General features: G+C 33.1%; 22 protein-coding genes. 5 read left to right on the top strand and 17 right to left on the bottom strand.

The window, feature by feature from the left end; all coding sequences use genetic code 11:
• Positions 1-296: 296 nt before the first annotated feature.
• The 4 genes from pulA to ACXVYO_RS12815 form a co-directional block, all read right to left on the bottom strand.
• Positions 297-2,867 carry a type I pullulanase gene (gene pulA, locus ACXVYO_RS12830; RefSeq protein WP_458467315.1) on the bottom strand — a complete coding sequence of 857 codons (2,571 nt, stop codon included), beginning with the start codon at positions 2,865-2,867 and terminating at the stop codon, positions 297-299.
• A gap of 468 nt (positions 2,868-3,335) precedes the next feature.
• The gene (locus ACXVYO_RS12825) at positions 3,336-5,039 is read right to left on the bottom strand and encodes a M4 family metallopeptidase (RefSeq protein WP_458467314.1); all 1,704 of its coding nucleotides are present in this window, start codon (positions 5,037-5,039) and stop codon (positions 3,336-3,338) included.
• A 459-nt stretch (positions 5,040-5,498) separates the two neighbouring features.
• Complete coding sequence (locus ACXVYO_RS12820) at positions 5,499-6,476, bottom strand: DUF4179 domain-containing protein (RefSeq protein ID WP_458467313.1); 978 nt, start codon at positions 6,474-6,476, stop codon at positions 5,499-5,501.
• The gene (locus tag ACXVYO_RS12815) at positions 6,477-7,007 is read right to left on the bottom strand and encodes an RNA polymerase sigma factor SigX (protein ID WP_458467312.1); all 531 of its coding nucleotides are present in this window, start codon (positions 7,005-7,007) and stop codon (positions 6,477-6,479) included.
• A gap of 621 nt (positions 7,008-7,628) precedes the next feature.
• Between ACXVYO_RS12815 and secY the strand changes: the two genes are divergently transcribed.
• Positions 7,629-8,933 carry a preprotein translocase subunit SecY gene (gene secY / locus ACXVYO_RS12810; RefSeq protein ID WP_458467311.1) on the top strand — a complete coding sequence of 435 codons (1,305 nt, stop codon included), beginning with the start codon at positions 7,629-7,631 and terminating at the stop codon, positions 8,931-8,933.
• A 16-nt stretch (positions 8,934-8,949) separates the two neighbouring features.
• Here the strand turns inward: secY and ACXVYO_RS12805 are convergent, their stop codons facing one another.
• Both ACXVYO_RS12805 and ACXVYO_RS12800 read right to left on the bottom strand, forming a co-directional pair.
• On the bottom strand, positions 8,950-9,987 hold the full coding sequence (locus ACXVYO_RS12805) for a DnaA N-terminal domain-containing protein (protein ID WP_458467310.1): 1,038 nt from the start codon (positions 9,985-9,987) through the stop codon (positions 8,950-8,952).
• A 134-nt stretch (positions 9,988-10,121) separates the two neighbouring features.
• Positions 10,122-11,039: a DMT family transporter gene (locus tag ACXVYO_RS12800; protein ID WP_458467309.1), complete on the bottom strand. Its 918-nt coding sequence runs from the start codon at positions 11,037-11,039 to the stop codon at positions 10,122-10,124.
• Between the two features lie 146 nt (positions 11,040-11,185).
• On the opposite strand from ACXVYO_RS12800, the gene pdxR reads away from it, so the two are divergent.
• Positions 11,186-12,619: a MocR-like pyridoxine biosynthesis transcription factor PdxR gene (gene pdxR / locus ACXVYO_RS12795; RefSeq protein WP_458467308.1), complete on the top strand. Its 1,434-nt coding sequence runs from the start codon at positions 11,186-11,188 to the stop codon at positions 12,617-12,619.
• A 92-nt stretch (positions 12,620-12,711) separates the two neighbouring features.
• On the opposite strand, the gene ACXVYO_RS12790 is transcribed toward pdxR, so the two are convergent.
• The gene (locus ACXVYO_RS12790; protein WP_458467307.1) at positions 12,712-13,638 is read right to left on the bottom strand and encodes an NADP-dependent oxidoreductase; all 927 of its coding nucleotides are present in this window, start codon (positions 13,636-13,638) and stop codon (positions 12,712-12,714) included.
• Between the two features lie 196 nt (positions 13,639-13,834).
• Here ACXVYO_RS12790 and ACXVYO_RS12785 point away from each other — a divergent pair, with 196 nt between their 5' ends.
• Complete coding sequence (locus tag ACXVYO_RS12785; RefSeq protein WP_458467306.1) at positions 13,835-14,689, top strand: alpha/beta fold hydrolase; 855 nt, start codon at positions 13,835-13,837, stop codon at positions 14,687-14,689.
• Positions 14,690-14,806: 117 nt separating this feature from the next.
• Here the strand turns inward: ACXVYO_RS12785 and ACXVYO_RS12780 are convergent, their stop codons facing one another.
• Both ACXVYO_RS12780 and ACXVYO_RS12775 read right to left on the bottom strand, forming a co-directional pair.
• Positions 14,807-15,142, bottom strand: a complete 336-nt coding sequence (locus tag ACXVYO_RS12780) for a hypothetical protein (RefSeq protein ID WP_061679806.1) — start codon at positions 15,140-15,142, stop codon at positions 14,807-14,809.
• Positions 15,143-15,153: 11 nt separating this feature from the next.
• Positions 15,154-16,323 (bottom strand): ParM/StbA family protein, encoded by a 1,170-nt coding sequence (locus ACXVYO_RS12775; protein WP_458467305.1) that lies wholly within the window; start codon positions 16,321-16,323, stop codon positions 15,154-15,156.
• 209 nt (positions 16,324-16,532) lie between these two features.
• Between ACXVYO_RS12775 and ACXVYO_RS12770 the strand changes: the two genes are divergently transcribed.
• The gene (locus ACXVYO_RS12770) at positions 16,533-16,934 is read left to right on the top strand and encodes a hypothetical protein (protein ID WP_458467304.1); all 402 of its coding nucleotides are present in this window, start codon (positions 16,533-16,535) and stop codon (positions 16,932-16,934) included.
• Positions 16,935-16,978: 44 nt separating this feature from the next.
• Here ACXVYO_RS12770 and ACXVYO_RS12765 read toward each other — a convergent pair whose 3' ends face one another.
• From ACXVYO_RS12765 to sleB, 7 genes are all read right to left on the bottom strand, one after another.
• Positions 16,979-17,515: a DUF1697 domain-containing protein gene (locus tag ACXVYO_RS12765; RefSeq protein ID WP_458467303.1), complete on the bottom strand. Its 537-nt coding sequence runs from the start codon at positions 17,513-17,515 to the stop codon at positions 16,979-16,981.
• 153 nt (positions 17,516-17,668) lie between these two features.
• A complete protein-coding gene (locus tag ACXVYO_RS12760; RefSeq protein WP_458467302.1) occupies positions 17,669-18,127 on the bottom strand; it encodes a GNAT family N-acetyltransferase in 459 nt (152 codons plus the stop codon).
• 197 nt (positions 18,128-18,324) lie between these two features.
• Entirely contained in the window at positions 18,325-18,822 is a 498-nt protein-coding gene (locus ACXVYO_RS12755; RefSeq protein WP_458467301.1) for a GNAT family N-acetyltransferase, read from the bottom strand.
• Between the two features lie 26 nt (positions 18,823-18,848).
• A complete protein-coding gene (locus tag ACXVYO_RS12750) occupies positions 18,849-19,205 on the bottom strand; it encodes a hypothetical protein (RefSeq protein ID WP_458467300.1) in 357 nt (118 codons plus the stop codon).
• 106 nt (positions 19,206-19,311) lie between these two features.
• Entirely contained in the window at positions 19,312-19,914 is a 603-nt protein-coding gene (locus ACXVYO_RS12745) for a YhcN/YlaJ family sporulation lipoprotein (protein WP_458467299.1), read from the bottom strand.
• Between the two features lie 26 nt (positions 19,915-19,940).
• Positions 19,941-21,281: a germination protein YpeB gene (gene ypeB, locus ACXVYO_RS12740; protein ID WP_458467298.1), complete on the bottom strand. Its 1,341-nt coding sequence runs from the start codon at positions 21,279-21,281 to the stop codon at positions 19,941-19,943.
• Positions 21,282-21,296: 15 nt separating this feature from the next.
• The gene (gene sleB, locus ACXVYO_RS12735) at positions 21,297-22,076 is read right to left on the bottom strand and encodes a spore cortex-lytic enzyme (protein WP_306182889.1); all 780 of its coding nucleotides are present in this window, start codon (positions 22,074-22,076) and stop codon (positions 21,297-21,299) included.
• A gap of 144 nt (positions 22,077-22,220) precedes the next feature.
• Here sleB and ACXVYO_RS12730 point away from each other — a divergent pair, with 144 nt between their 5' ends.
• Positions 22,221-22,553, top strand: coding sequence for a DUF3889 domain-containing protein (locus tag ACXVYO_RS12730; protein WP_458467297.1), 333 nt, complete (start codon positions 22,221-22,223; stop codon positions 22,551-22,553).
• 50 nt (positions 22,554-22,603) lie between these two features.
• Here ACXVYO_RS12730 and ACXVYO_RS12725 read toward each other — a convergent pair whose 3' ends face one another.
• On the bottom strand, positions 22,604-23,227 hold the full coding sequence (locus ACXVYO_RS12725; protein WP_458467296.1) for a Pr6Pr family membrane protein: 624 nt from the start codon (positions 23,225-23,227) through the stop codon (positions 22,604-22,606).
• Positions 23,228-23,234: the final 7 nt, after the last annotated feature.

Raw genomic sequence — 23,234 nt, 5'->3', positions numbered from 1 at the left:
ACAGTTTTGTCATTTTCTCGTCACTTAATAAATGGATTCACCACCTTCTTTTTCGCTATTTTCAAAACTCTTGTAACTCTAGGTTTATATTGTTCTTTCGGTATGCAACGGTTAGTTCTGCAGCAATGATTACCTAATTACATAATAAAAAGGAGAAGAACCTTGCTGAGTTCTTCTCCTTTTTATTATGTTTTTTAGTGAATTGTAATAAAATTACAGTATGTGAAATTATATTACTTAAACTTTAAAAGCGAAGTGAAAACAACATTCACTCCGCTTTTTGCATTTTTTTGCATTTATTTAATCGGTTTCTCTGTTTTTAAAACTAATGAACTTAATGCAGGAACTTTAATTTTATTATCATGAACAACATAAAGCGTTTTACTACCTGCCTGCTTACCGTCTACTAGTACCTTCCAAGGACCTTTCGATGGAAGCGTTATGTCTACGGTTTCTCTATTTGCATTGTGAGCCACCATAAAGTATTCGTTTTTATTTCCATTGCCCTTACCGTCTATTGAATAAGCCACAATATTTTTGGGAGCATCAATAAAAGAGACTTGTTTTTTAATTTGTTCGGCAGATGTCATTCGAAAAGCTGAGTAGTTTTTGCGTAAATCTATTAAGCCCTTCATATATTCTACCTCGTTATTAAATGCTGCACGGCGCAACCAGTCCATTTGGTTAATTGAATCAGGAGATTTGTAACTGTTATGATCACCATATTTCGTGCGCATAAACTCTTGTCCTGCATGTAAGAATGGAATACCTTGTGATGTTAATAAAATCGAAGAAGACAATTTGTGCATTTGTTTTCGCACTTCTTCACTGTCACCTGGATTAGTCAACTCAAGTTTGTCCCATAATGTATGATTATCATGTGCCTCCACATACGTTAGCACCTGCTCTGGATCTTGATAAGTAGACGAATTTATATCGTAGTCAATGCCTGCTGTAATCCCTTTTTTAATACGGTCTTCCATGTTTTCCTTCCCATTTACAAAGCCATTTTCTTTCTCTTCAAATACACTACCTTTCAATCCATCACGTATATTATCGTTAAAATGAGCAATCCCGTTCATTTTCTCTGCATTTTTTTGATTTGCTTTCAACTCCGCTGCAAGAGGTGTATTTAAATCCCAACCTTCTCCATGCAATATAATAGTAGGGTCAATTTGATTAACAGCTTTACGTATTTCATTCATTGTTTCATAATCATGAATACCCATTAAATCAAAACGGAATCCGTCTAAATTATATTCTGTTGCCCAGTATGTGACCGAATCCACCATAAATTTTCTCATCATTTTTCGTTCTGAAGCTGTATCATTTCCTACTCCAGTTCCATTTGCAAATGTTCCGTCTTCATTGTAACGATAATAATAACCTGGGACTAACTTATGAAAATTAGATTCAGTAGCATTATACATATGGTTATATACTACATCCATCACAACACGAAGATTATTATCATGCAGTGTTTGAATCATTTGCTTTAATTCAGTAATTCGAACAGTAGGCTCATATGGATTTGTAGAATAGGATCCCTCTGGAACGTTGAAGTTTTTCGGGTCATATCCCCAGTTATATTGTGGTTCGTTTAAATTCTTTTCATTTACTGATGCATAATCAAATATCGGTAAAAGTTGAACGTGCGTAACACCAAGATCTTTTATATGATCAAGCCCCGTTTTCACACCTTGAGGCCCTTTTGTTCCTTTTTCTGTTACCCCTAAATATTTCCCTTTCTGCTTAATGCCACTTTCGGGCTGAATAGAAAGATCACGTACATGCAATTCATAAATAATTGCGTCTTCCGGATTTTTAAATTTTGGACTTTTGTTTGCTTTCCATTTTTTCGGATTTGTTTCTTCTAAATCAACAACTGCACCTTTATCTCCATTTACTGCAGCAGCACGTGCATACGGATCAACTGCTTCAGTCCACTTATCACCAATTTTCACCTTATACGTATAATAGAGACCTTTTTGGTTTCCTTTAAGTTTTGCTTTCCAAGTTCCTTTTTCACCTTGTTGCATGTTTATTTCAGTACCTATTTTATCGGTCCACTTTTTATATGTAACTAACTTCGCTTCACTTGCAGTAGGAGCCCATACACGGAACTTCGTATGTTGCGGCGTATATATATTACCTAAATCGTTACCACCATAATAAAATGAATGATCAAATTCCTCACTACGAATGACTTTACCGATTTCCGTATACGCATCAGCTACGTTTTCGATTTTCACTTTGTATGATTGTTTTAAATCAATTTTCTGCTCCGTAATTATTTTAAACTTATTCGTAACATTTCCACTGTTTCTATCATAAGGACTAATATCCTTAATTTTAATGCCTTCAATTTCAATGTTCCGTTCCTTAATATGAAACGGGACATTAGTCATTACAGTAATCTCATTGAAACTATCAATAGTTGCTTTTTGAATGGATAGATCCGAAGAAGGCTTAGAGTTATATACTTTATCATCACCAGAAAGAATCCACACTTCAGCACGACCGTCGTTTATATTCTCAATCCAACGATCGCCACCATCTTTTTCCCATTCATTTGTACGAATGATAAATCCTACACGATTATATTCACCATCTATATGAATCTTAGCGTACTTTCCAAATTCATCTTCACCAGTAAATTCATATGATTTACCATTTGCGTTTTCTCCCCATGTCCAAAGGTTCCAGTTCTTTGTATTTCCAGATTGCTCTTTGTAATGAATGATAACTTCAGTTGTTTTCGAATTTGAAACGGCCTTTACACTTTGAAAAGAGAAAACAGATGATAACATTACAATTATAGTAAGTAATAAAACTGATTTGTTAACTAATCTTTTTATCATTTGCACCACATACACCCTTTCTTTAAATAGTAGGCACAATTTATTATGCTCGTACTAAATTACACTATTTAAATTAATCTAGAAGTCTCTTTTACTTCACCCCCATATTGGCTAATTTCACATATGTATTTCAATGATCTTTTTAATACGAAAACGTTTGCATTGATGTTCAAAAAAATAGATTTGTTTATGTCTTCATATATTTGTAAATACTAAAAGATCAGGGAAATCATTTTAAAGCAATCGTTTGTTATCGCTTTCATTCTATAGTACTTCCTATCAATGGGTCAATATATTATTAATTTTCAGTTTTTTAATTTTAATCCTTATATATTTATCGCAACTTATAGAAGATAGATAGCTTTATTATCACTCATACACTGCTGCATAAAAAAAAACAGCTACTATCTTTAAAATGAAAGTAGCTGTTTTTTCATAATGTAATAATATATGAATAAAAACTATATTTCTAACTTACTTAATTTTTGCTGCATCAAATGCCTTTTGAACTGCTTGAACTTCAGCTGTATTTGCTCCATATTTATTCGTTGCCACTCGAATACATGCTGATCTCAATTCTTTGAAATTAGAAGTCATGTTTAACTCATCTGTATTTGCATAATAGAAGATATCAAACATTTTATCTTCACCAATCCCTTTAACAGTTACACCGTTATGACTTCCACCTTTTGCAATGAGATACGCAACTTTATTAATAATACTTGAATTAAAATGAACGCCACCTTGATCCCATCCATTAAAATCATTAAATTCACTGTAATCATCTGGATAAGGTACACCAAGTGAAGAAGGAACAGAAGCCGGGTTTTCCATATCACGGAAAACAGATCCAGTTTGTTCTCCCATCGTCCAGTTAAAGCTTCCATTATTTACGTATTTCTCAATAGATGTTCCCATAATATCAGATAGCGCCTCATTAATCGCACCAGATTCACCGTAGTATTCAAGATTAGATTCGCTAGAAGTAACAGCATGTGTAAATTCATGGCCAGCTACGTCATATGCTTTGACGATAGGATCTCCATATACAAGCATACTTCCATTATTCGCACTTAAAGCATTCTGCCAATTTTTCGGATCATTCGTATCTCCGGAATCCCAAGCATGTACAACTGAAACTACCTTTTGTCCTTTATTATCAAAGCTATTACGCTTGTATTTATCTTTATAAAAATCAAATACTTTTGTTGCTAAGTAATGAGCACTTACTGCTTTTGGATCGTTAAATGTTGTCGAAGTACTAGTTGCTAATGTACCAGGATAATAGCTTTCTTCTTTCGTAATATCTCTATAATTCACATCATATGTTTCAATCCCTTGCCCTCTAGTATAATCAGCGAGAGCATATTTTCCATTACTTTGTTTTGAGATACCAAATGTACGTGATATACCTAAATCATCTTTTCCTGTTCCAGTTAATGATGTAAGATTGCTTTTTTTACTTTTCTTTAATGCTCCAACTAGTTTTTCACTTGCTTTTAAGTTAGATTCTTGTACCATATTTTTTAACATATCACCATTTTGTGCATTTACTAAATAAGTTCCGGAAACATATTTTGGTGTTGCAGCTTCAAATGTAACCTGGTATGCATTGCTAGCTTGTCCATTATTTTCATCAACAAAAATAACTTCTTTAACTTCTGGCTCAGAAATAAAATTGATATCGTTCCCGTACTTCGTATAAATATATTGTGTTGCTTCATCTTTTGATAGATTGATAGGTTTTTTCAATTCTTCTTGTTTTAAATTTTGCGCACTATCGCCTGAAACACTTTTAATAACACCGTTATTATCTACGTGTGCAGTTAATTGATGGCCATATACTTCTTTTCCTTCGTATGTTTGTTGTATACGTACAAGTGTAGTCCCATCATATGAACCACGTTTTTGAAGAACTTTATAATCTACCCCTGTTTCTCCATTGACTTGTTTTGGAGAAAGAGCTTGTTCTGTTTTCTCCTTAAGAGCATCTTTTACTACATTCTCTGGTGCCTTTTGTGACGGTTGTGTAAGTTCACCCGAACGGAACGATTCTTCCTGAATTTGAACTTGTAGTTGGTCTGTTTCCTCTGCATGACCTACTCCGTATGGTGCTACAGCTGTTAAAGCTAAGCCTGTTGTTAAAGCTACCTTAGTTAATGTCTTTTTGTTTTTCATTTTTTCACCTCGTATAATTTTTGAAATAGAAAGCTTGTACAAAGTATACTTTTTGTTTCTGTCGAAAAAAAGGGAAAATACAAAATTTATGTAACATTATGCAAAATTACATAATATAAGGACGATGATATAAATAAAGAACAACTCATATAAGTGCATTAATTTCAATAAAAAAAGAGCTCCCTAAGGTGCTCTTTACATACGATTATAAATCATAAATGCATTGTGTCATTTATTAGTATATGCTCGTCTCATTCAATTGTTTATTTGGTGATTTCTCTACACATTAACCATTAAAAATCCGTTATCTAATACATTGAAATTCTCCGTTACTATTTGATTAGTAAATAAAAGAGATAGTTAAAATAATGTAAGAGATAAGCATTATAAAAGCAAACCAATAGATAAAGATAGCACTCGACATGTACTGTGTTATTCTTTTTTTCATATAAATTTGTTTTACTTATTTACTTTTTCAGGATTAATTTGAAATTGCCCTTTCCAAGTTCCAGCTATTTTTCCTATTTTATTTATGTTTACATCTAATGTTAAAGGTTGTTTAAAGGAACCTTTTCCTTCAGGACCTTCAACAAATGTAATAACACCTTCTGGTCTATCTTTATCACGTATGCCTACATGCTCTAACTTTTTTCCACCTGACATTAATTCGAATGGTAAATTGTCTTCACTTTGAATAAATGATAATTGTGAAAACATACCATTTCCTATGTTATATTCCGGATTTTCTTCTTGTTGTCCGTTTACTTTTCCATCGCTTTTTATATCTAATCCGTTTGTATCAAACTCAAATGGCATTAGAGTTCCATCGACTTTTTCAACTCTATAATGAACAGATATACGCGCATCTGCCACATATAATTCTTTAAAATGTACAGTTACCCCTTGATCCGTTATCTTTTCATCGATAGGTATAAACTGACCTTTCAACATACCTTCTTGTTGTACACCGTTTTCATCTTTACTTCCTTCATTCACAACCGTATCATTTAAAACCTCATTAGCAAAGTAAGAAGCAATATTAGTTGCTGCAACTTGAACTTGTGGGATCATGGATATAGTAAAAATACTTACCGCAGCAGCAGCCGTATATATGAAACGTTTTGATTTTTTATTCATATTTGAAAATACTCCCTGTTTTCTTTCTATCGTTTGATTTGTACTAAGTACATTATTAGACTGGTTATGACTTTTAAATGTTTTCCATGCTTTTTCCACATCAATATTTATTTCTGAACTCTCTTGAAGCTTCTCCTCTGCAAGTGTTGAATTTTCCCATTGATTTAATTCTGTTAGCTCAATTAATAAATTTTGACATTTCTTGCATTTGTCTAAATGCTTTATAAATTGCTTTCTTTCCTCACGGGAAAGTTCGCCATCAATATATGATTGAATGGATCCCATTTCATAACAAGTCATTTATTTTTCCTCCATTTGTTCAAAAATGTTCCGGAACTTTATTTTAGCTCGTGCCAACAACGTTCCAATAGAAGAGTCTTCTATCTGAAGTACTTGCGCGATTTCTTTGTATCGAAACCCTGAAAATTTCATTAATAATATCGTTCGTTCTTGTTCTTTCATTTGCCGCAACACCATTTGTACCCTTGTAATTTCTTCTTTTCTAATCCATTCATCATCTAGTGACGAATCAATTTGTACTTCTTGATACTGGGTTTCTTTTTCGATTCTTGCCTGATGTCTCTTTTCAGAGCGAATGTAGTTATAGGCGACATACGTAGAAGACCTTATAAGCCAAGCACGTAGATTTTCTATTGCTTTCCAATCTGAATGATATAGTTGTAAAAACACCTCTTGTGCCAATTCCTCTGCAATTGTCTGTTCTTTTATGATCCATATGAGTTGTTTAACAACATACGCATAATTTTGTTTAAACAACTCTTCAAATGTTATATGTGAAACATTCCTCTCTTCACGTTTTATTGTTTGCATGTAAGTAAAACCTCTCTCTCGTTTGATGCCTGCATTATAGAGAAACCAGAAAGCTTATTTTTGTGACAAAATTTTTTTATTTTGTACTACTACATCCGTTTATCTTCTAAATAAATATTTATATTAATTAAAGTAAACTTTTTTCTTAATAACAACATAAACCCCACTCTCAACTATATATAAGAGTGGGGTTTATACTAAAATAAATCAAATTCTATAATGGCAAAAACTTTAAACGAAACATAGATCGCTATTTTAGAATTGATATTACATCACTATATTTGTAGAAATTATAGGTACGCTATACTTTTATCTTAACTTTTAATAACATAATAAAATTCCTTTTATTTTCCTAGTAAATTACTAGAATACAATAATTAAAAGCATTTTTCATGCATATGTATGTACATTTGTTAATTTATTCGATATATTATGTGTATTGAATGATTACGAAAAGTTTATAGGTCGCTTATTTAACACCTTATATTTTATATCCATGAAAACTACAAAATGTATGTAAATCCATTTGTCAAATGAATTTAATGCGGAAGGAGGTTTGTGGTTACTTCATCGGGATATAATAATCAGTTTTGAACTGATAAAAATATAGGAGGCGACAAAATGTTTCGTACGATTTCAAATTTCATGAGAGTAGCTGAGATAAGAAACAAAATTCTTTTTACATTAGCGATGCTAATCGTTTTTCGAATTGGCACGTTTATTCCAGTTCCTCATACTAACGCAGAGGTATTAAAAGTACAAGATCAAGCTAACGTTTTAGGTATGCTAAACGTATTTGGCGGAGGAGCACTGCAACACTTCTCAATCTTTGCTGTAGGTATTACACCTTATATTACAGCTTCCATCATAGTACAATTACTACAAATGGATGTTATACCTAAATTTTCGGAATGGGCAAAGCAAGGAGAGATGGGCCGTAAGAAATCAGCTCAATTCACTCGATACTTTACAATCATTCTCGCATTTATACAAGCCATTGGGATGTCTTATGGTTTTAATAATATAGCAGGTGGACAATTAATAACAGATCAAAGCTGGACTACATACTTATTTATTGCGACAGTGTTAACTGCAGGTACTGCATTTTTACTTTGGTTAGGTGAACAAATTACCGCTAACGGAGTTGGTAATGGTATTTCGATGATTATCTTCGCAGGACTTGTAGCAGCAATTCCAAATGTTGCGAACCAAGTTTATCTGCAACAATTCCAAAATGCAGGCGATCAATTATTTATGCATATCATAAAGATGGTTTTAATTGGTCTCGTAATTTTAGCGATAGTTGTTGGCGTAATTTACATACAACAAGCCGTGCGTAAAATACCGATTCAATATGCAAAAGCTGTTTCAGGAAACACTCAATATCAAGGAGCAAAAAACACTCATTTACCTCTTAAAGTAAATAGTGCTGGTGTAATCCCAGTAATCTTTGCTTCCGCATTTTTAATGACGCCGCGTACAATTGCCCAGCTCTTCCCTGATTCAAGCGTCTCCAAATGGATAGTTGCAAATCTTGATTTTGCACATCCATTTGGAATGACACTTTATGTCGGTCTTATCGTTGCTTTCACATACTTCTACGCATTTATTCAAGTAAATCCTGAACAAATGGCTGAGAATTTGAAAAAGCAAAATGGATATGTGCCTGGTATTCGTCCTGGTAAGTCAACAGAACTATACGTAACTAAAATTTTATATCGATTAACATTTATCGGTGCGATTTTCTTAGCTGCAATTTCCATTTTACCGCTCGTATTCACAAAAATTGCTACGTTACCACCTTCTGCACAAATTGGTGGTACAAGCTTACTTATCATCGTCGGTGTAGCACTTGAAACAATGAAGACGTTAGAAAGTCAGCTTGTGAAACGTCATTATAAAGGGTTTATAAAAAAAGTAAATTAAGTAAAAAAACAGTTGGTTATTTTTCCAACTGTTTTTTTGATTCTACTACCTCTAATTTTCCCACTAATGTATCGATCACTTTTTCCATGTTCACAATTTTTTCTTCTAATGCTTGAATGCGTTTTTCTCTATTCTCTACATTATTATATTTTAACGCATCATTGGACGATTTGAACTGCTCCCCTAATTCGAAAATAGTATTTTCAGTAGGTGATTTTGATTTTTCATCATTACTGGTTGCATCTTTATTTGATTCTAATTCAAATTGAAGTTCATATGTATTTCCAGTTAACTCTTTAGCTATTTCCGCAATTAAATCTTTATAGGACTTTTCAACCCATCCTTGTTGGAATTCGTTTTCAAAATAAATGATCAATGAATTTTCATTTATTCTTGCTGTCGTTTCTTTAACCCACGTTTCATATGAAGGTCTTGAAATAATTAATTGCATTTTACCTTTTATTTCATTCCAAATTGTATTGGTTTCTTCTTGTCCGAAAGTGAGTGAATTATTTTGCATATGATGAATATGTGTGATAGAAGTGGTTTTTGATTCTATTTCGAACCAAATTTGATATTCTTCATTAGTAAGATTCTGTACGGTACTTGAAATTATATTTTTATACTCCCCTTCAAGCAAGTCACGATGAAACGCATCTTCACAATAGATTATTAATGTATTATCTTCTATCGTAGCATTTGTATTTCTAATCCACGTCATAAATGTTTTCTCTGCTAATTTTGGCCTTAATGCTTTCTTTACTTCATCCCAGCTACTAAGCCTTTCTTTTTGAATATTTTTCAACTTAGATGGTTCGCCATTACATAGATCAAACTGAATTTCAAATGTCGTATTAAACATTTCTCTTAATGTATGAAATACTAATTCTTTGTAATGAGATTCTAACCAGTCACGTGTAAATTCATTTGGACAATAAATTGTTAATATATCATCCTCTAAATAAACAGTTGTATTAGTAAACCAAGTTTCATATGATGGTTTTGAAATTTGTGGTCGAATTTTTTCCTTTACTTCAGTCCAATTTATTTTCATAATAACTCCCCCTCTTTTTTTGGTTTCTTTCATATAGCTTAATAATATTACGACTTTCCCATAAATAAAGTCAATCCGTATCTTTAATAAAATTAAAGCAGCCCTATTTTATACAGGGCTGCTTCTTTATACAACTACATTTCCTTCTCAAATAATCTCCCTTGTTTGAAATAAGACCGGAGTGTGGATCGATTAGCTAAAAATACACCAACCAAAATGAAACAAGCACCTATGCCGATTGTAGGATTTAAAGGTTCTCCTAATATGATATATCCTACAATAATAGCAATTAAGGGTGATACGTATAACCATGTTGACGGGAATACAGGGTTTGTTTTTGATAAGAGCCAGTAGTATAATCCGTGCCCACCAATTGATCCAATAAAGATAAGATATAAAATAGGCCACTGTACACTCCATGAAGCTAATACAGATACATTCGGATGTTCTACTATGACGGAGACGATTAGTAGTAAAACCCCTCCATAAAACATTTGAATACCATTAATGAGAAATGGTGATACACTTTGTAAATCCGAAAGTATTTCTTTTGAGCGAATAGAACCTATTCCATAAAATAACTCACCTATTATTAAAACAACACAAGCGATACTCCATATGAAACTTAATTCTTGATGCATTCCTGGTAAAGAAACAAAAATGACACCTATTAGTGCAATAATTAAAGCTAGTAGTTGCTCCTTTTGTAATTTCGTCTTATTTCTCCTTGCCTGTAATAACAAAATCATCATCGGTCCCGTAGCAGAAAGCACAGCAGCTAACCCTGAAGAAATATATTGTTCCGCCCAGTACAATGTAGCGAATGTCATAAACGTTAAGCAAAAACCAGCATACATAATACGCTTCGAAAATACATGTGGCATAATTTCTTTTCGCTTTAATTTAAATATAATCATCAAAATTACGCCTGCTAAAAAGAAACGAATGCCCGCCGAAAATAATGGCGGCGCTCCTGCCTCAATCCCAATTTTTATCGTTAAAAATGTTGTTCCGAAAATAATACATACTAAAATATAATTGAAAATGACCATTTTTCTTCCTCCTTTTTACTCTTACCATGAGTATAGAAGGTGTGGTGTATAACAGTGTAACTATGTATATAACAGTTACCTAAAATCGTAGTTGATTCTCTTTAAATTTTTCGCTTTAATTAAATAAAAACGAAAAAGGTGAAACCATGAAGATTGTCCTTCGTAAAGAATCCAACATACCGTATTATCAGCAAATATATATGCAAATTGTTGAAAGAGTACAAAGTGGCATGCTTTCGCATGGTGACGCACTCCCATCTTTGCGCTCTATGGCCGAAGATTTACAGATTAGCCTATTAACTGTTCGCAAAGCATATAAGCAATTAGAAAAGAAAGAATATATACGCATTGAGCAAGGGAAAGGTGCTTATATACATAAACATGGAAAGAAAGATTTCAAACCAATTCCGTATAACTGGCAACATACGAAAACGATAAATGTTATGCGATCTCAATATGCAATGAATCAGCACCGGAAATATTACGATTTTTCACAAGCGATTTTGTATCCTCGTTTATTGCCAAATCCATTCTTAGCTGATGAAATGCATAAAATACTGAATAAAGACCATATGATCCTTGCAACGTATGGGCCAATTCAAGGCGATTATGAACTACGAGTTGAAATAGCAAATTACTTAGATGAACACCAGCAATTAATGACAGACCCATCTCAATTATTAATTACAAGTGGAGCACAACAAGGAATTGATTTAATCGCTCAAACGTTATTAAAACCTGGTGATATTGTATTAGTGGAAAGTCCGTGTTACAGTGCTGCACTTGATATTTTTATTAATAAAGGCGCTCAAATCATTCCAGTTTCTCTTGATAATCATGGAATTCGATCCGACTTAGTCGATGATATTTGTCAAAGTAAAAATCCCGTATTATTGTATACGAATCCGACTTTTCAGAACCCAACAGGTACAGTAATGAGTAAAGAAAGGAGAATGGAACTTATAGAACTAGCAGAGCTATATCAGTTTTTTATAATTGAAGATGATTCTTTCGGAGAAATATATTTTGAGGGTGCGACTGTTCCCCCTCCTATCAAAAAATTTGATACGAATGGCCACGTAATATATATAAAAGGATTTAGTAAAACGTTAGCACCTGGACTGCGTATCGCCTCGCTTATTGCTGATGGACCTATTTTCGAATGGTTATTTGCTGTAAAAGGTTCAATGGATATCGGTAGTCCTTTATTAACACAAAAAGCACTTCTACCGTTTTTACGTGCAGAACGTATGAAAAATCATTTAGAAAAATTACGTACCGCTTTACAAATTAGACGTGATATAACGATTGATATATTATCACCACTTAAAGAAATACGATTTGAAATACCAACTGGTGGATTTAATTTATGGATTACACTTCCTGATTCGATAGATCCCTTTAGCTTATTACAAAAAGCAAATGAAGTAGATGTCTCTTTTTTACCAGGAACAGCTTGTCTATTAAATAATGATACAAATAATAACCAATTAAGGCTTAGCTATTCTATGTTAAATGAAAAAGATATGTTGATTGGTTTAGAGAAATTACATGATACAGTACGAAACTATAAGCTATAGAAGCATATGCACAATATCTTTAAGCTAAAAAGTAAATACCACAAATACTTTTGGTTTGTGGTATTTACTTCTTGAAGGATACTTAATCATTTTTATTCCACTTTCATTACAATCTTACCTCTAACATGTTGACCTTCACTCAAAATATGAGCTTCTCTAACGCCTGCTTCATTAAACGGAACCACTTTACTTATGATTGGTTTTATTTTTCCATGTACAATTAAATCTGATAATTCTTCTAGTTGCTTTCCATTTGGTTTTAGCCATAAAAAACCTGATTTTATCCCTTTTACTTTTTGAATTGGCTCATGAACAATCGAAACGAAAACACCACCAGGTTTTATAGTTTGAAAACTTTTTTCCTGTACTTCTCCACCAATTGTATCTAACACAATATCAAAATCTGATAGTAGTTCTTCAAATTTATCTTTTTTATAATCAATAACAAGATCTGCTCCTAAAGACTTTAAAAACTCTTCATTCTTACTACTCGCAGTTGTCGCAACATAAGCTCCAAATGATTTTGCGATTTGGATTGCTAAACTTCCAACTCCACCAGCTCCCGCATGAATGAGTACTCGGTCATGTTCTTCTATTTTTGCGTAATCTACAAGACTTTGCCACGCTGTAAGTCCTGCAAGAGGAATCGAAGCTGCCTCTTCGAAACTTAGATTTGTAGGCATATAGGATACTAAATCCGATTTTACTGTAATGAATTCAGCATAAGAGCCCTGTCCTATATTTTCAGGTTTCGTATACACCTTATCACCTGTTTTGAAACACTCTACCTCTTCCCCAACTTCTTCAATAATTCCAGCAACATCTAACCCTAAAATGATTGGAAATGAAAATCGTAACTGTTGTTGTAAGTCTCCTTTTCTTATTTTCCAATCAACAGGATTTATAGATGTTGCGAGAATGCGTATTAATACCTCGTTATCTTTAACAACCGGTTTTAAAACTTGTCTTTCTGTTAATTCTTCAACACTACCATATTGATCTATAACAATTGCTTTCATTTCCATTCCTCCTTGCTGTTTATTTTAATAACATACAAATATTTCTCAAAATTTTTTGCTTCGAATTATCATAAACTTATTTTTGGAGGTAATTACGTAAGAAACATTATGAATTCCAAAATGAACCTTACACACACATTAGAATCATTCAAAACTGTATTTTTAATTACATTAAAAAAGAAATGGGGATAACTTTATGACTGAAAAGATATTTAAAATAAACGGGATTGATATATGTACAGAAAGCTTTGGGAACCCTAAAAATCCAGCTATTTTATTAATTATGGGCGCTACGTGTTCAATGGTTTATTGGGATGAAGAATTTTGTGAACAGTTGGCTAACACAGGGAAATTTGTTATTCGTTTTGATAACCGTGATGTAGGGCGCTCTGTTGCATATGAACCCGGTACTTCCAATTATACAGTTACAAATATGGCAGAAGATGCACTTGGAGTACTTGATGCTTATCACATTGATCAAGCACATCTATTTGGTATGTCATTAGGTGGTATGATAGCTCAAATTGCTGCTGTAAAACACCCCGAAAGAATTTTATCGCTAACATTATTAGCTACAAGTGTAATAGGCTCTGACGATAACACGCGCGATTTACCTCCGATGGATGAAAGAATTTTAACACATCACGCTAATGGCACACATTTAGATTGGACAAATGAAAAAGTTGTAGCAGAATATTTAGTTTCAGGATCCAGGCTATTATGTGGATCAACACGAACATTTGATGAAAAAAGAGTCTATAAACAAGTGAAACAAGAAATAGAACGAGCTAACAATTTATTAAGTATGTTTAATCACGCTCTACTACAAGGAGATGATGCATATGAAGGTGTGCTTCACTCCATACAAGCACCTACATTAGTCATTCACGGAACAGACGATACCGCACTCCCTTTTGAACACGGTCTTGCACTTCTTGATGAAATCCCTAACTCAGCTCTATTAACCCTCGAAGGCGCAGGACATGAGAATCATCCTGATGACTGGAAAGACATAATTCATGCTGTTACTGAACACACTTCTAATATATAGATAAAAAACGTATAGAAGGGGCACACCACAATTTGTGCCCTTTTATTCGTTACATGAAAAAAGCCCATCACTGTATCCATATGTATAGTGATGGGCACTTCTTATATTTTTCTATGTTTAAAAAAACGGACAATCTAATTGATCAACAGATTCCCATGATTTTTTTTTTATATTTTCGGTGGATTTATTAGCTTCAAGTGGTACGTTTTTAAAAGGGTTTACTTCAACTTTTAATATGGAAGATGGCTCTACGTATAATGAGAAAACATGGCTACTAGGTATAGCTTTTGACACATCAATATCTCCTACTTGTTTAAAAAGTTGCTGCGCTGCAAAGAAAAAGAAATTCGTTGGGTTCGATTGTTTATTTAGCCATGCAAGCATTTCAGGTGATACCGACTTATGAATATTGATTTTTACTCGATCACCACGTTTATATCGCCTAGATCGCATGCTTCCACCAACTAACTTATCGTTAAGTTTGTAAACCCTAACTCTTTTTGCTTATGCTCTCTATATTTTGGTGAACAAGTGTATACTAATAATCCGCGTGCATTTGTAAATAACGGATTATCTACAAAAATTACATTTGTTAATCGTCCTTTTTGCTTTAAAATCATTTTCAAACTGTTTTTAATAATTACTGCGCCCCCGCCATAAATAAATACGTATGGATCGTCTTTCATATCATCAATTTTATTTATGATATCCGTTGCGACACGCGCAGCTAAACCTAATAATGCTGGTTGTGATTCTTCAACCAATAACGCATTTCTTGGATGCTTTTCCTGTAAATAAATTTGGTTAAATTCTGTAATGCTATCAATCGTTTTTGTGGGATACTTCCGGTTCCATCTCGTAATAATTTGTAGCAACGTTTCTTTCACACCATATGATAAGCCCTTACTAAGTTGTGGCCTAAAGTTGACGCCTAATGAAACTACCTCTTCTGTCGTCCCTGCACCAATATCAAAAGATAATAGTGTTTTATCAACAAAATCAATTTCTGAAACTTGATTTTGTTCACATTCTATTTTATGTTTCACAACATTTCCTTCTTCATCATATACAATGCCCCACGTCCCAGAAGCACCTTCAGGTAGGCATTTACAAAACTCGATAGATACATTAATCGTAACATCACGTCCGTTTGGATAATGGAACACAACTTTATGATTACCCATATAACGTTTCGCATTTTCCGCAGCTATTTCTTGTGTAATAAGCTGCATAGGAAGAGCAACAGATAAATCGTAACGAATATTAATATGACTAGAAGTTGGACTTTGACGCATAGCACTTACCGCTAAACCAGATAGAATTGTAATAACCATTAACTCATCAGTTGACTTATTCGATTTTTTCTCAACCTCAGTACCTTTTAATTGATCTTGAATGACTTTTTCTCCAACGATATACCGCACGTTATTTAACATTAGCGATGGAGAACTAATGGTCACGTCAATGTGATTTTCTAATTCAGATAATGAAACATCTCCCTCATCTAACAATCCTGTAGGCTCTCCTATATATAAAGAATATATACTCGGAATAAAAATAGGGTCTTGCCCTTTCACCATTAACTTCAAACCGTTATTTCCTGCATCAGCACCAGCTTTTAATAGAATAGACATAACTACCCCCTAAATTAATCTGACATCCCTTCCAAATATATGCGAGCCCATTCTTTTACATTCAAATGTAATGTAATTTTTTGTTTATCGTAAAAACAAAATATCATATTATTGCCCCTTTATGTAAAAAGTATTTGACATAAGACTTTTCCAATTTTATACTATGAGTGTAAATAGTTTTTTACATTATAGGAGGTGTCATTTCTAAATTGAATCATAAAAAAATCATTTTCATAATTATCGTTATATCATTACTCGGAATCCTCTTACATGGCGCATATAAATATGTAACAGAAGGTTCAATTTTAGGCGGAACAATATTCGCTTTTTCGTTAATACTTGGTAATTTAATTAATCAAATTACTTGGGGAGATCCAAACGGAGTATCGGAAGAAAGCCAAGATGAAATGGGACAACAAATTACATACAAAAGCTTTAAAATCGCTTATTTTGTACTAATAGGCCTTATGTTTTTTATTTTAATATTATCTCAAGGATTTGCATTCCTATTACTCAATGAAATTAAGAATCTTCCTCTTTTTATAGCCCTTTGTTCTTCTTTCTTTATTTATCCTATTATCGAACTTATAGTCGCAAAACAATATAAATAAAAAGGTGAGATTTTCTATATAAAGAAAATCTCACCTTTTTAAATTTACATATCCTCAACTATCGCATTTAATTTATTCACAGTCCGCCAATTTCTTACTGTAGCTGGTGTATGTAGCTTCTGAAATTGACTCATTAATTTAGAATTTCGAATGCTATTTTTGAAAAATAAATACACAATTTTTTCATGTATAAAACAATCTTCAGTCTCATTTTTTTGCATAAGTAGCTGATCCTTTTCTTTTTCAGAAAGTTCATTTGCTAAGAAGACCACATGTATACTTTCCCCTTCTAGCAAAGAATCGACTTCATAAGGACACCTTTTTATTATATTTATAAATTCATCATATGTTCTTAACATGACCGGAACATCAAAACCAAAAACGTTTTTAATTTCCGATTGTATTCGTTTATTTAAAAAATCAATATCTTTTTCAGATTCGAACACAATATTACCGCTTTGAATATATGTTTTTACTTGTTTTAACTCTATTGATTCAAACATTTGTTTTAAATCAGCCATTTTAATTACCTTATGCCCGCCTACATTGATTCCTCTTAGTAATGCAATATAAATTGTCATATCATTTCTCCTCGTTTAAATGTGTTTCAAAGTTGATGTGAAAATATTTAATATCCTATAAAAACCTTACTACATTTTATTATAGTAAGGTTCTTACAGCGGTTTAATTTTATTTAACAACAGCATCTGTTTGTTGAATAAAAAGTACTTTCGTTATAGATCCGTTGACTTTTTAAACAAAGGTATACACCCTCCACTAGGTCCATAAGCAACTCCAATTTTTTCCCACCCATATTTTTCATAATAGCTGTTAAGGTCTGAAGTAAGATAAAGAAAATGGTACCCTCTTTTTGCAGCTTCTAGCAGTCCATGATTCAACAATTTTTCACCAATAGAGTTACCCCTAAATTTTTCATCTACAAACAAACATGCTAGCCACGGGCTCAAATCCTGACGACTATTTAAATCATTGCGAATTAATGCATATGTTCCGATAATTTTATCATCTACTTTTGCAATGTAAAAACTCGGTATGTCATTGGGATTAGTTAAAGCATTAGTCATGCAATCTTTATAGAATGCACGACCACCTTCCTCACCCCATTCTTTCCAAAAAACATCTATTGCATTATTAAATAAGTCATCCTTCTTTAGTAATTGAATAATTTCCATAAAGGTACGCCCCCAAAAAGTATTATTTAATAATTGTAGAACTAACTAAATTTGATGTTTTGCAAGTATCTTTATTTTTTTATGTATCTAGCTATAATTTCTTTACTCTTAAATAAAGCCTTTTCATATATATTCTTTTATCGTTCTAAATAAAAAAACTTACTACTTTGTTATGCAAGAGTAAGTTTTTCTTCTCGTTATTTCATGATAGGTAAATGCATTATAATTTGTTGACCAATTGGTCCCATTCTTCTAATGCCTTTATCTTGGAAGCCAACTTTTTCATATAAATTTTGTGCCGGAATATTTTTTTCATTCACAGCAAGTACAACCCCATTTTTTATCGGAAAATAACGTTTTACAAACTCTTGTAATAATGCCAATGATTTTTTAGCATATCCTTTTCTTTGTCTATTGTGATTTATAGAAAATGAAGTTAAAAGTAAAGCATCTTGATTGTCTGTGAACTCCTGTACTCTATCCCCTGTTTGCAATGCAAAAAGACCAACAGGTACCCCGTTGTAATCTAAAATAACAATCACATTTTTTGTTCGATCATTTTTTGCTTTCTCCAATAATTCACCTGGGTCTGATGTAAATTGAACTTGTTCACTTGGTAAAGTAAATGTTTGTATAACTTCTTTATATTTCTCCTTATACGGAACTAATTGAATTTCCCCTGTATGTATGTTCATGCGAAACTCTCCCATTTTTCAACTTATTAACTTAAACCTTGCTGCTCTTTTGAATGCACTTTTCCATCTAAAAAGGTAATTTCAACTAATGAAGTTGGATTGCTTCCCTTCCAAGCAAAAATTTGTTTAATTTGTGTAGAATCTTCTACACCTTCTTCTATAAGCAAATTACCATCAAAACCAATTAAATCTTTCACTTCTGTATAAGTCATTCCTTTATTTATGTTCAAGAAATGATTTATATTGATAGAATCTTTCTGCTGCCTTTCCATCACAGTAGAAGAAGTCGCCGTTTGTTTTTTTACTTCTTTCTTCTGTTCACACGCTGTCATACTGAAACCTAAGCATAAACTACATACTATTAATGCGCTTTTTTTCATCATAACAGTTGTCCCTCCCATCATAATTAAACCATATATTACCTTAAAAATAAACTGAATATTTAATATTGTATTAAAAAACCCTGTACAATTTTGTACAGGGTTAAGGTTAACTCTTTTTATTCAAATGATTATTTGATTGGTCATTCTGTTCTTTTCTCAGTTCTCGTTCTTCATCTTTTGGTAATTGTTTATCATTATCTTTAACTGGATTCGTTTCTCGATTTTCAATCATGTCATTTGGAACTTGTGGCATTACTCGACCAACAATTGCTGCTAATTCATCAAGAATACCTTCTCCTGTTTTTCCTTTTTTAATTTGCTTTCCAATTTGTTTCAGTCGTTCATACGTATCAACATCTGCTACAACAACTGCATTAGCACCATCCGGATCATTTTTTAAACTTTCTGCAACAGAGTATTTAATAGACTCAACACGAGTTCGATCAAGTTTCGCTTTTACATCTATACCTACAATAGCATATTTGCCGACCACTACGGCCGTTGCATCATTTACACCTGGCACACTTGCGGCTAAAGATGCTAAATGATCCGCTGCTTTTTCATTTGGCTTATTTGATTTGTTCGTGTAATTAACATTTTTCGTCGAAACGTTTTTTTGCTCTGTTTTTCCGTTTGGATTGTCCTTTTTTCCAATACTGCATCCAGTTATTAAAAAGCAAAGCATCAACATATATATTAGGATCTTCATTATTCTCACCACTTTACTATTAAAGTTTAATCATAAATTTTTTCAACAGCTTGCATTTTCTTCACTTTTTCCTCTGCGCCGCTATTTGCATTAATGAAAATTTGGTACGTATCTTTCCCTAAAGTACCTACAAACTCATAGCAAAGTACTTCATTATGCAAATCATTTACTACGACAGCTTTTCGTTCTTCCATAACTTTAACATCTGGATTGATTTTCTTTCTTGCTTCTGCTGCAGTTAGCTTTGCTGATGGCACTGTTCGTTTTTGATGTGATGCTAAATATTCTTTTGCTGAGAATCCAACGATAGAACCGTCATCTAAAGCAATTTTCATTTGGATTGCTTCTGGATAAATTCGTATACCATTCTCATTTACTACATACGTAAATACACCAACATTATCATATTGCGAGCTATCAAAAAGCTCCATATTATTAAATTTATGGTCCTTTAAAAATTTCAAACCTTTACTTCCTGCATCGTTTAAACTAATTTTCTGTTCTTTAATTTCTCGATTATTCATTACCCAAATTGGATATCCGCCTTTGCCGGTAATATCCATATAAAACTCATTATTCGTTGCTTTATCTTTAATTTTCACACTATAAAAAGATTCTTTCGCACCTTTACCGCTTTTCTCAACATCTACTTTTTCATTTCCTTTTAAGTTCAAAAACGATTTTGCAATTTTCGCTGCTTCATCTTTAGAAATTGCTTTCCCTTCTGCTTCAAATCCGCCTTTTTTATTTTTTTGTGCACTAGTAAAGGTCGGTCCGAAGTTTGTAGACGAATACGATGTTACGTTTTTCTCTACTGTCTTTAATCCGTCAATAATTGTATTGTCTGCAGGATCACGATTTGATGCGAGTGCCATCTCAACATCCATCCAGCGTAAATTATTCTTCAAAACCAGATGTTGTACTTTTCGTAACTCATCTTGTATATTTCCCGCATTTGAATATAAAGTTTCCAACGTTTTGTACTCTTGATCATTTAACGGCTCTTTTTCTAAATCACGAATGGCTGCACGATAACTAAAATCACCAATATTCGCTAAAAATTCTTCCGTTTTATTAAATGGCATTAACGTTAATGGTAATTGCCCTACATCCGAACGAGCTTCAGATGTTAATCTCCATACATCTGCTAATGCAGGGGATAAAGATGCACGTGAATTCATCGCAAGCGTTGTTCCAATTTTGTCGTGCAATAAATCAACCTCATATGCTAAATCATGAAACGCTCGTTGATAGCTATTTTCTGCTCGAATTAATACCGCATTCTTCTCTTGGTGCTCTTTATAGCCCCAGTATCCAGTTCCAACTACACCGATTGTTAATAATACAATTACAATACCTCGTAACATAGTTCCACCTCCGCTCTATTTACAGAAAATATGTTTCCCAATCTTTTTAATTTGTGGACGAGTCCAGATCCATTTACTTGTTGCGGTATCAGGATTGAAGTAGTACAATGCATTTCCTGTTGGATCCCATCCATTAATTGCATCTAATACAGCTTTTTTCGCTGTTTCATTTGGCGTTAAATATATTTGTCCGTCTGCTACCGCTGTAAATGCTCTTGGCTCAAAAATTACACCCGAAACGGTATTTGGGAACGATGCACTTGTAACACGATTTAAAATAACCGCTGCTACTGCAACTTGTCCTAAGTATGGCTCACCTCGAGATTCTCCATATACTGCGTTTGCCATGAGCTGAATGTCATTTTGAGAATAACCATTTGGAACATTTGTCCCTTTATTTTGAGATGGTTTATTTTCTTGTGCAGTACCACCACTATTTCCTTTATTCGTTGTCGTTCCTTTATTAGCAGTTGACTTGTCATACTTCGTTGCCTTCACGAGCATTTGCTTCGTTTTAGCTCCAGCTAAACCGTCAACAGGTAATCCGAATTTCTCTTGAAAATTTCGAAGTGCCCAGTATGTACCCCATCCGAAAACACCATCCACTTTTCCCGTATAAAATCCGTTATATTTCAAACGAGATTGCAGTTCAATGACATCTTCGCCAGATGCTCCTCTTTGAATGACTTGATTAGAAAAAGCTTCTACATTTTTTAGTTGTATACTACTTACCATCAAAGATAGCCCGATGAACGCAAGTAAAACTGCTATTTTAAAAATAGCTTTTTGGCGCATAATTTTCCCTCCTTAATTATGTAAATGATTTCTTGGTTATGTTTTGTAAAAGCCTCGCTTTTATGTAAAGAAGACAAAAAAATCCAAACTCATATCGTTAAAAAAATATGTAAACAATATAAAAAAAGATAAAAGGAGTTCATCATGAAAAAATTCTTAAAGCGTATCGCACTCGTCATTCTGTTCATAACAACATGTTCAAATATATATATTGGCTCATCAATTGTTCATGCGCAGCCTCCGTATGCAAAATGGGGGAAACTTGCTGTAGAAAAGACGAAAGAACAATACCCCAAAGCGGAGATTATTGATTACCTTCATATAGGTAGAAAACCGAAAACTGTTCAAATAACGGTTGAAAAATTTAAATTGTGGCTACGTGAAGATGGAAAAGAATATGGTGTTTTTGTTGATGTAGAATTTGAAACGAAGACAGATAAATTTATAAAAATGTCATTTCAGAAGACGAGTAGATAAAATAAAAGAACCCGACTGTTTAAAATATAAACAGTCGGGTTCTTTTATTTCTAAAATTCTTTCCTAAAGTTTCGATTCCCTAAAAACCTTACCAATATACAAATAGCGCCTATTATAACTGCTATCCCTATACTGTATAAAAACACTTTACCATATCCCCCTATTCTCGGATCTAAAAACGGATAAGGATACCAATTCACAATCGTGCCACGTATTAAGCTGTACACAACGTAAAAGAACGGGAATAAGAGCCAACTTGCAGCTTGTTTCCAAGTGATTTTCTTACTAGGTGGATTTATAATCCAATCTAAAAGCATGGCAATTGGCATGATATAATGCAGCACCGTATTTACCCATGGTATTGCGGTTTGAAGCGATTCTTCTAATCCTCTTAATAGTAAAAAATAAATGAGCCCTGTCGTAAGTATATATACAGTTGCCGCACCACGAAGTATACTAAATTGTTCTAACCGACCAAATGTAGCTGTTCCAATGCTACTTAAAAGGGGAATACATGCAACTAAGATGTTACTTTCGATTGTAAAGAAACTAAAAAAGTTAACTGGATTGAACGGTTTCACTTGTGCCCTTATTATAAATTGCGTAATAACGGCGCTACATGCTAGAAGACTTAAACATAGTCTAAATAAAGATAATGTTTTTACACTTCTCATACATTCT

The sequence above is a fragment of the Bacillus sp. BC08 genome, assembly GCF_054326875.1.
This window is presented reverse-complemented; position numbering and strand designations above follow the sequence as displayed.

Excerpts from the sequence above, each read along its gene's own strand:
- secY (WP_458467311.1), top strand. The coding sequence starts at position 7,629 with ATGTTTCGTACGATTTCAAATTTCATGAGAGTAGCTGAGATAAGAAAC.
- ACXVYO_RS12755 (WP_458467301.1), bottom strand. The coding sequence starts at position 18,822 with ATGAACATACATACAGGGGAAATTCAATTAGTTCCGTATAAGGAGAAA.
- ACXVYO_RS12825 (WP_458467314.1), bottom strand. The coding sequence starts at position 5,039 with ATGAAAAACAAAAAGACATTAACTAAGGTAGCTTTAACAACAGGCTTA.
- ACXVYO_RS12815 (WP_458467312.1), bottom strand. The coding sequence starts at position 7,007 with ATGCAAACAATAAAACGTGAAGAGAGGAATGTTTCACATATAACATTT.
- ACXVYO_RS12785 (WP_458467306.1), top strand. The coding sequence starts at position 13,835 with ATGACTGAAAAGATATTTAAAATAAACGGGATTGATATATGTACAGAA.
- ACXVYO_RS12730 (WP_458467297.1), top strand. The coding sequence starts at position 22,221 with ATGAAAAAATTCTTAAAGCGTATCGCACTCGTCATTCTGTTCATAACA.
- ACXVYO_RS12745 (WP_458467299.1), bottom strand. The coding sequence starts at position 19,914 with ATGAAGATCCTAATATATATGTTGATGCTTTGCTTTTTAATAACTGGA.
- ACXVYO_RS12765 (WP_458467303.1), bottom strand. The coding sequence starts at position 17,515 with ATGACAATTTATATTGCATTACTAAGAGGAATCAATGTAGGCGGGCAT.
- ypeB (WP_458467298.1), bottom strand. The coding sequence starts at position 21,281 with ATGTTACGAGGTATTGTAATTGTATTATTAACAATCGGTGTAGTTGGA.
- ACXVYO_RS12775 (WP_458467305.1), bottom strand. The coding sequence starts at position 16,323 with ATGTCTATTCTATTAAAAGCTGGTGCTGATGCAGGAAATAACGGTTTG.
- ACXVYO_RS12820 (WP_458467313.1), bottom strand. The coding sequence starts at position 6,476 with ATGACTTGTTATGAAATGGGATCCATTCAATCATATATTGATGGCGAA.
- ACXVYO_RS12790 (WP_458467307.1), bottom strand. The coding sequence starts at position 13,638 with ATGAAAGCAATTGTTATAGATCAATATGGTAGTGTTGAAGAATTAACA.
- ACXVYO_RS12800 (WP_458467309.1), bottom strand. The coding sequence starts at position 11,039 with ATGGTCATTTTCAATTATATTTTAGTATGTATTATTTTCGGAACAACA.
- ACXVYO_RS12725 (WP_458467296.1), bottom strand. The coding sequence starts at position 23,227 with ATGAGAAGTGTAAAAACATTATCTTTATTTAGACTATGTTTAAGTCTT.
- pdxR (WP_458467308.1), top strand. The coding sequence starts at position 11,186 with ATGAAGATTGTCCTTCGTAAAGAATCCAACATACCGTATTATCAGCAA.
- ACXVYO_RS12750 (WP_458467300.1), bottom strand. The coding sequence starts at position 19,205 with ATGATGAAAAAAAGCGCATTAATAGTATGTAGTTTATGCTTAGGTTTC.
- sleB (WP_306182889.1), bottom strand. The coding sequence starts at position 22,076 with ATGCGCCAAAAAGCTATTTTTAAAATAGCAGTTTTACTTGCGTTCATC.
- ACXVYO_RS12760 (WP_458467302.1), bottom strand. The coding sequence starts at position 18,127 with ATGGAAATTATTCAATTACTAAAGAAGGATGACTTATTTAATAATGCA.
- ACXVYO_RS12805 (WP_458467310.1), bottom strand. The coding sequence starts at position 9,987 with ATGAAAATAAATTGGACTGAAGTAAAGGAAAAAATTCGACCACAAATT.
- ACXVYO_RS12780 (WP_061679806.1), bottom strand. The coding sequence starts at position 15,142 with ATGCGATCTAGGCGATATAAACGTGGTGATCGAGTAAAAATCAATATT.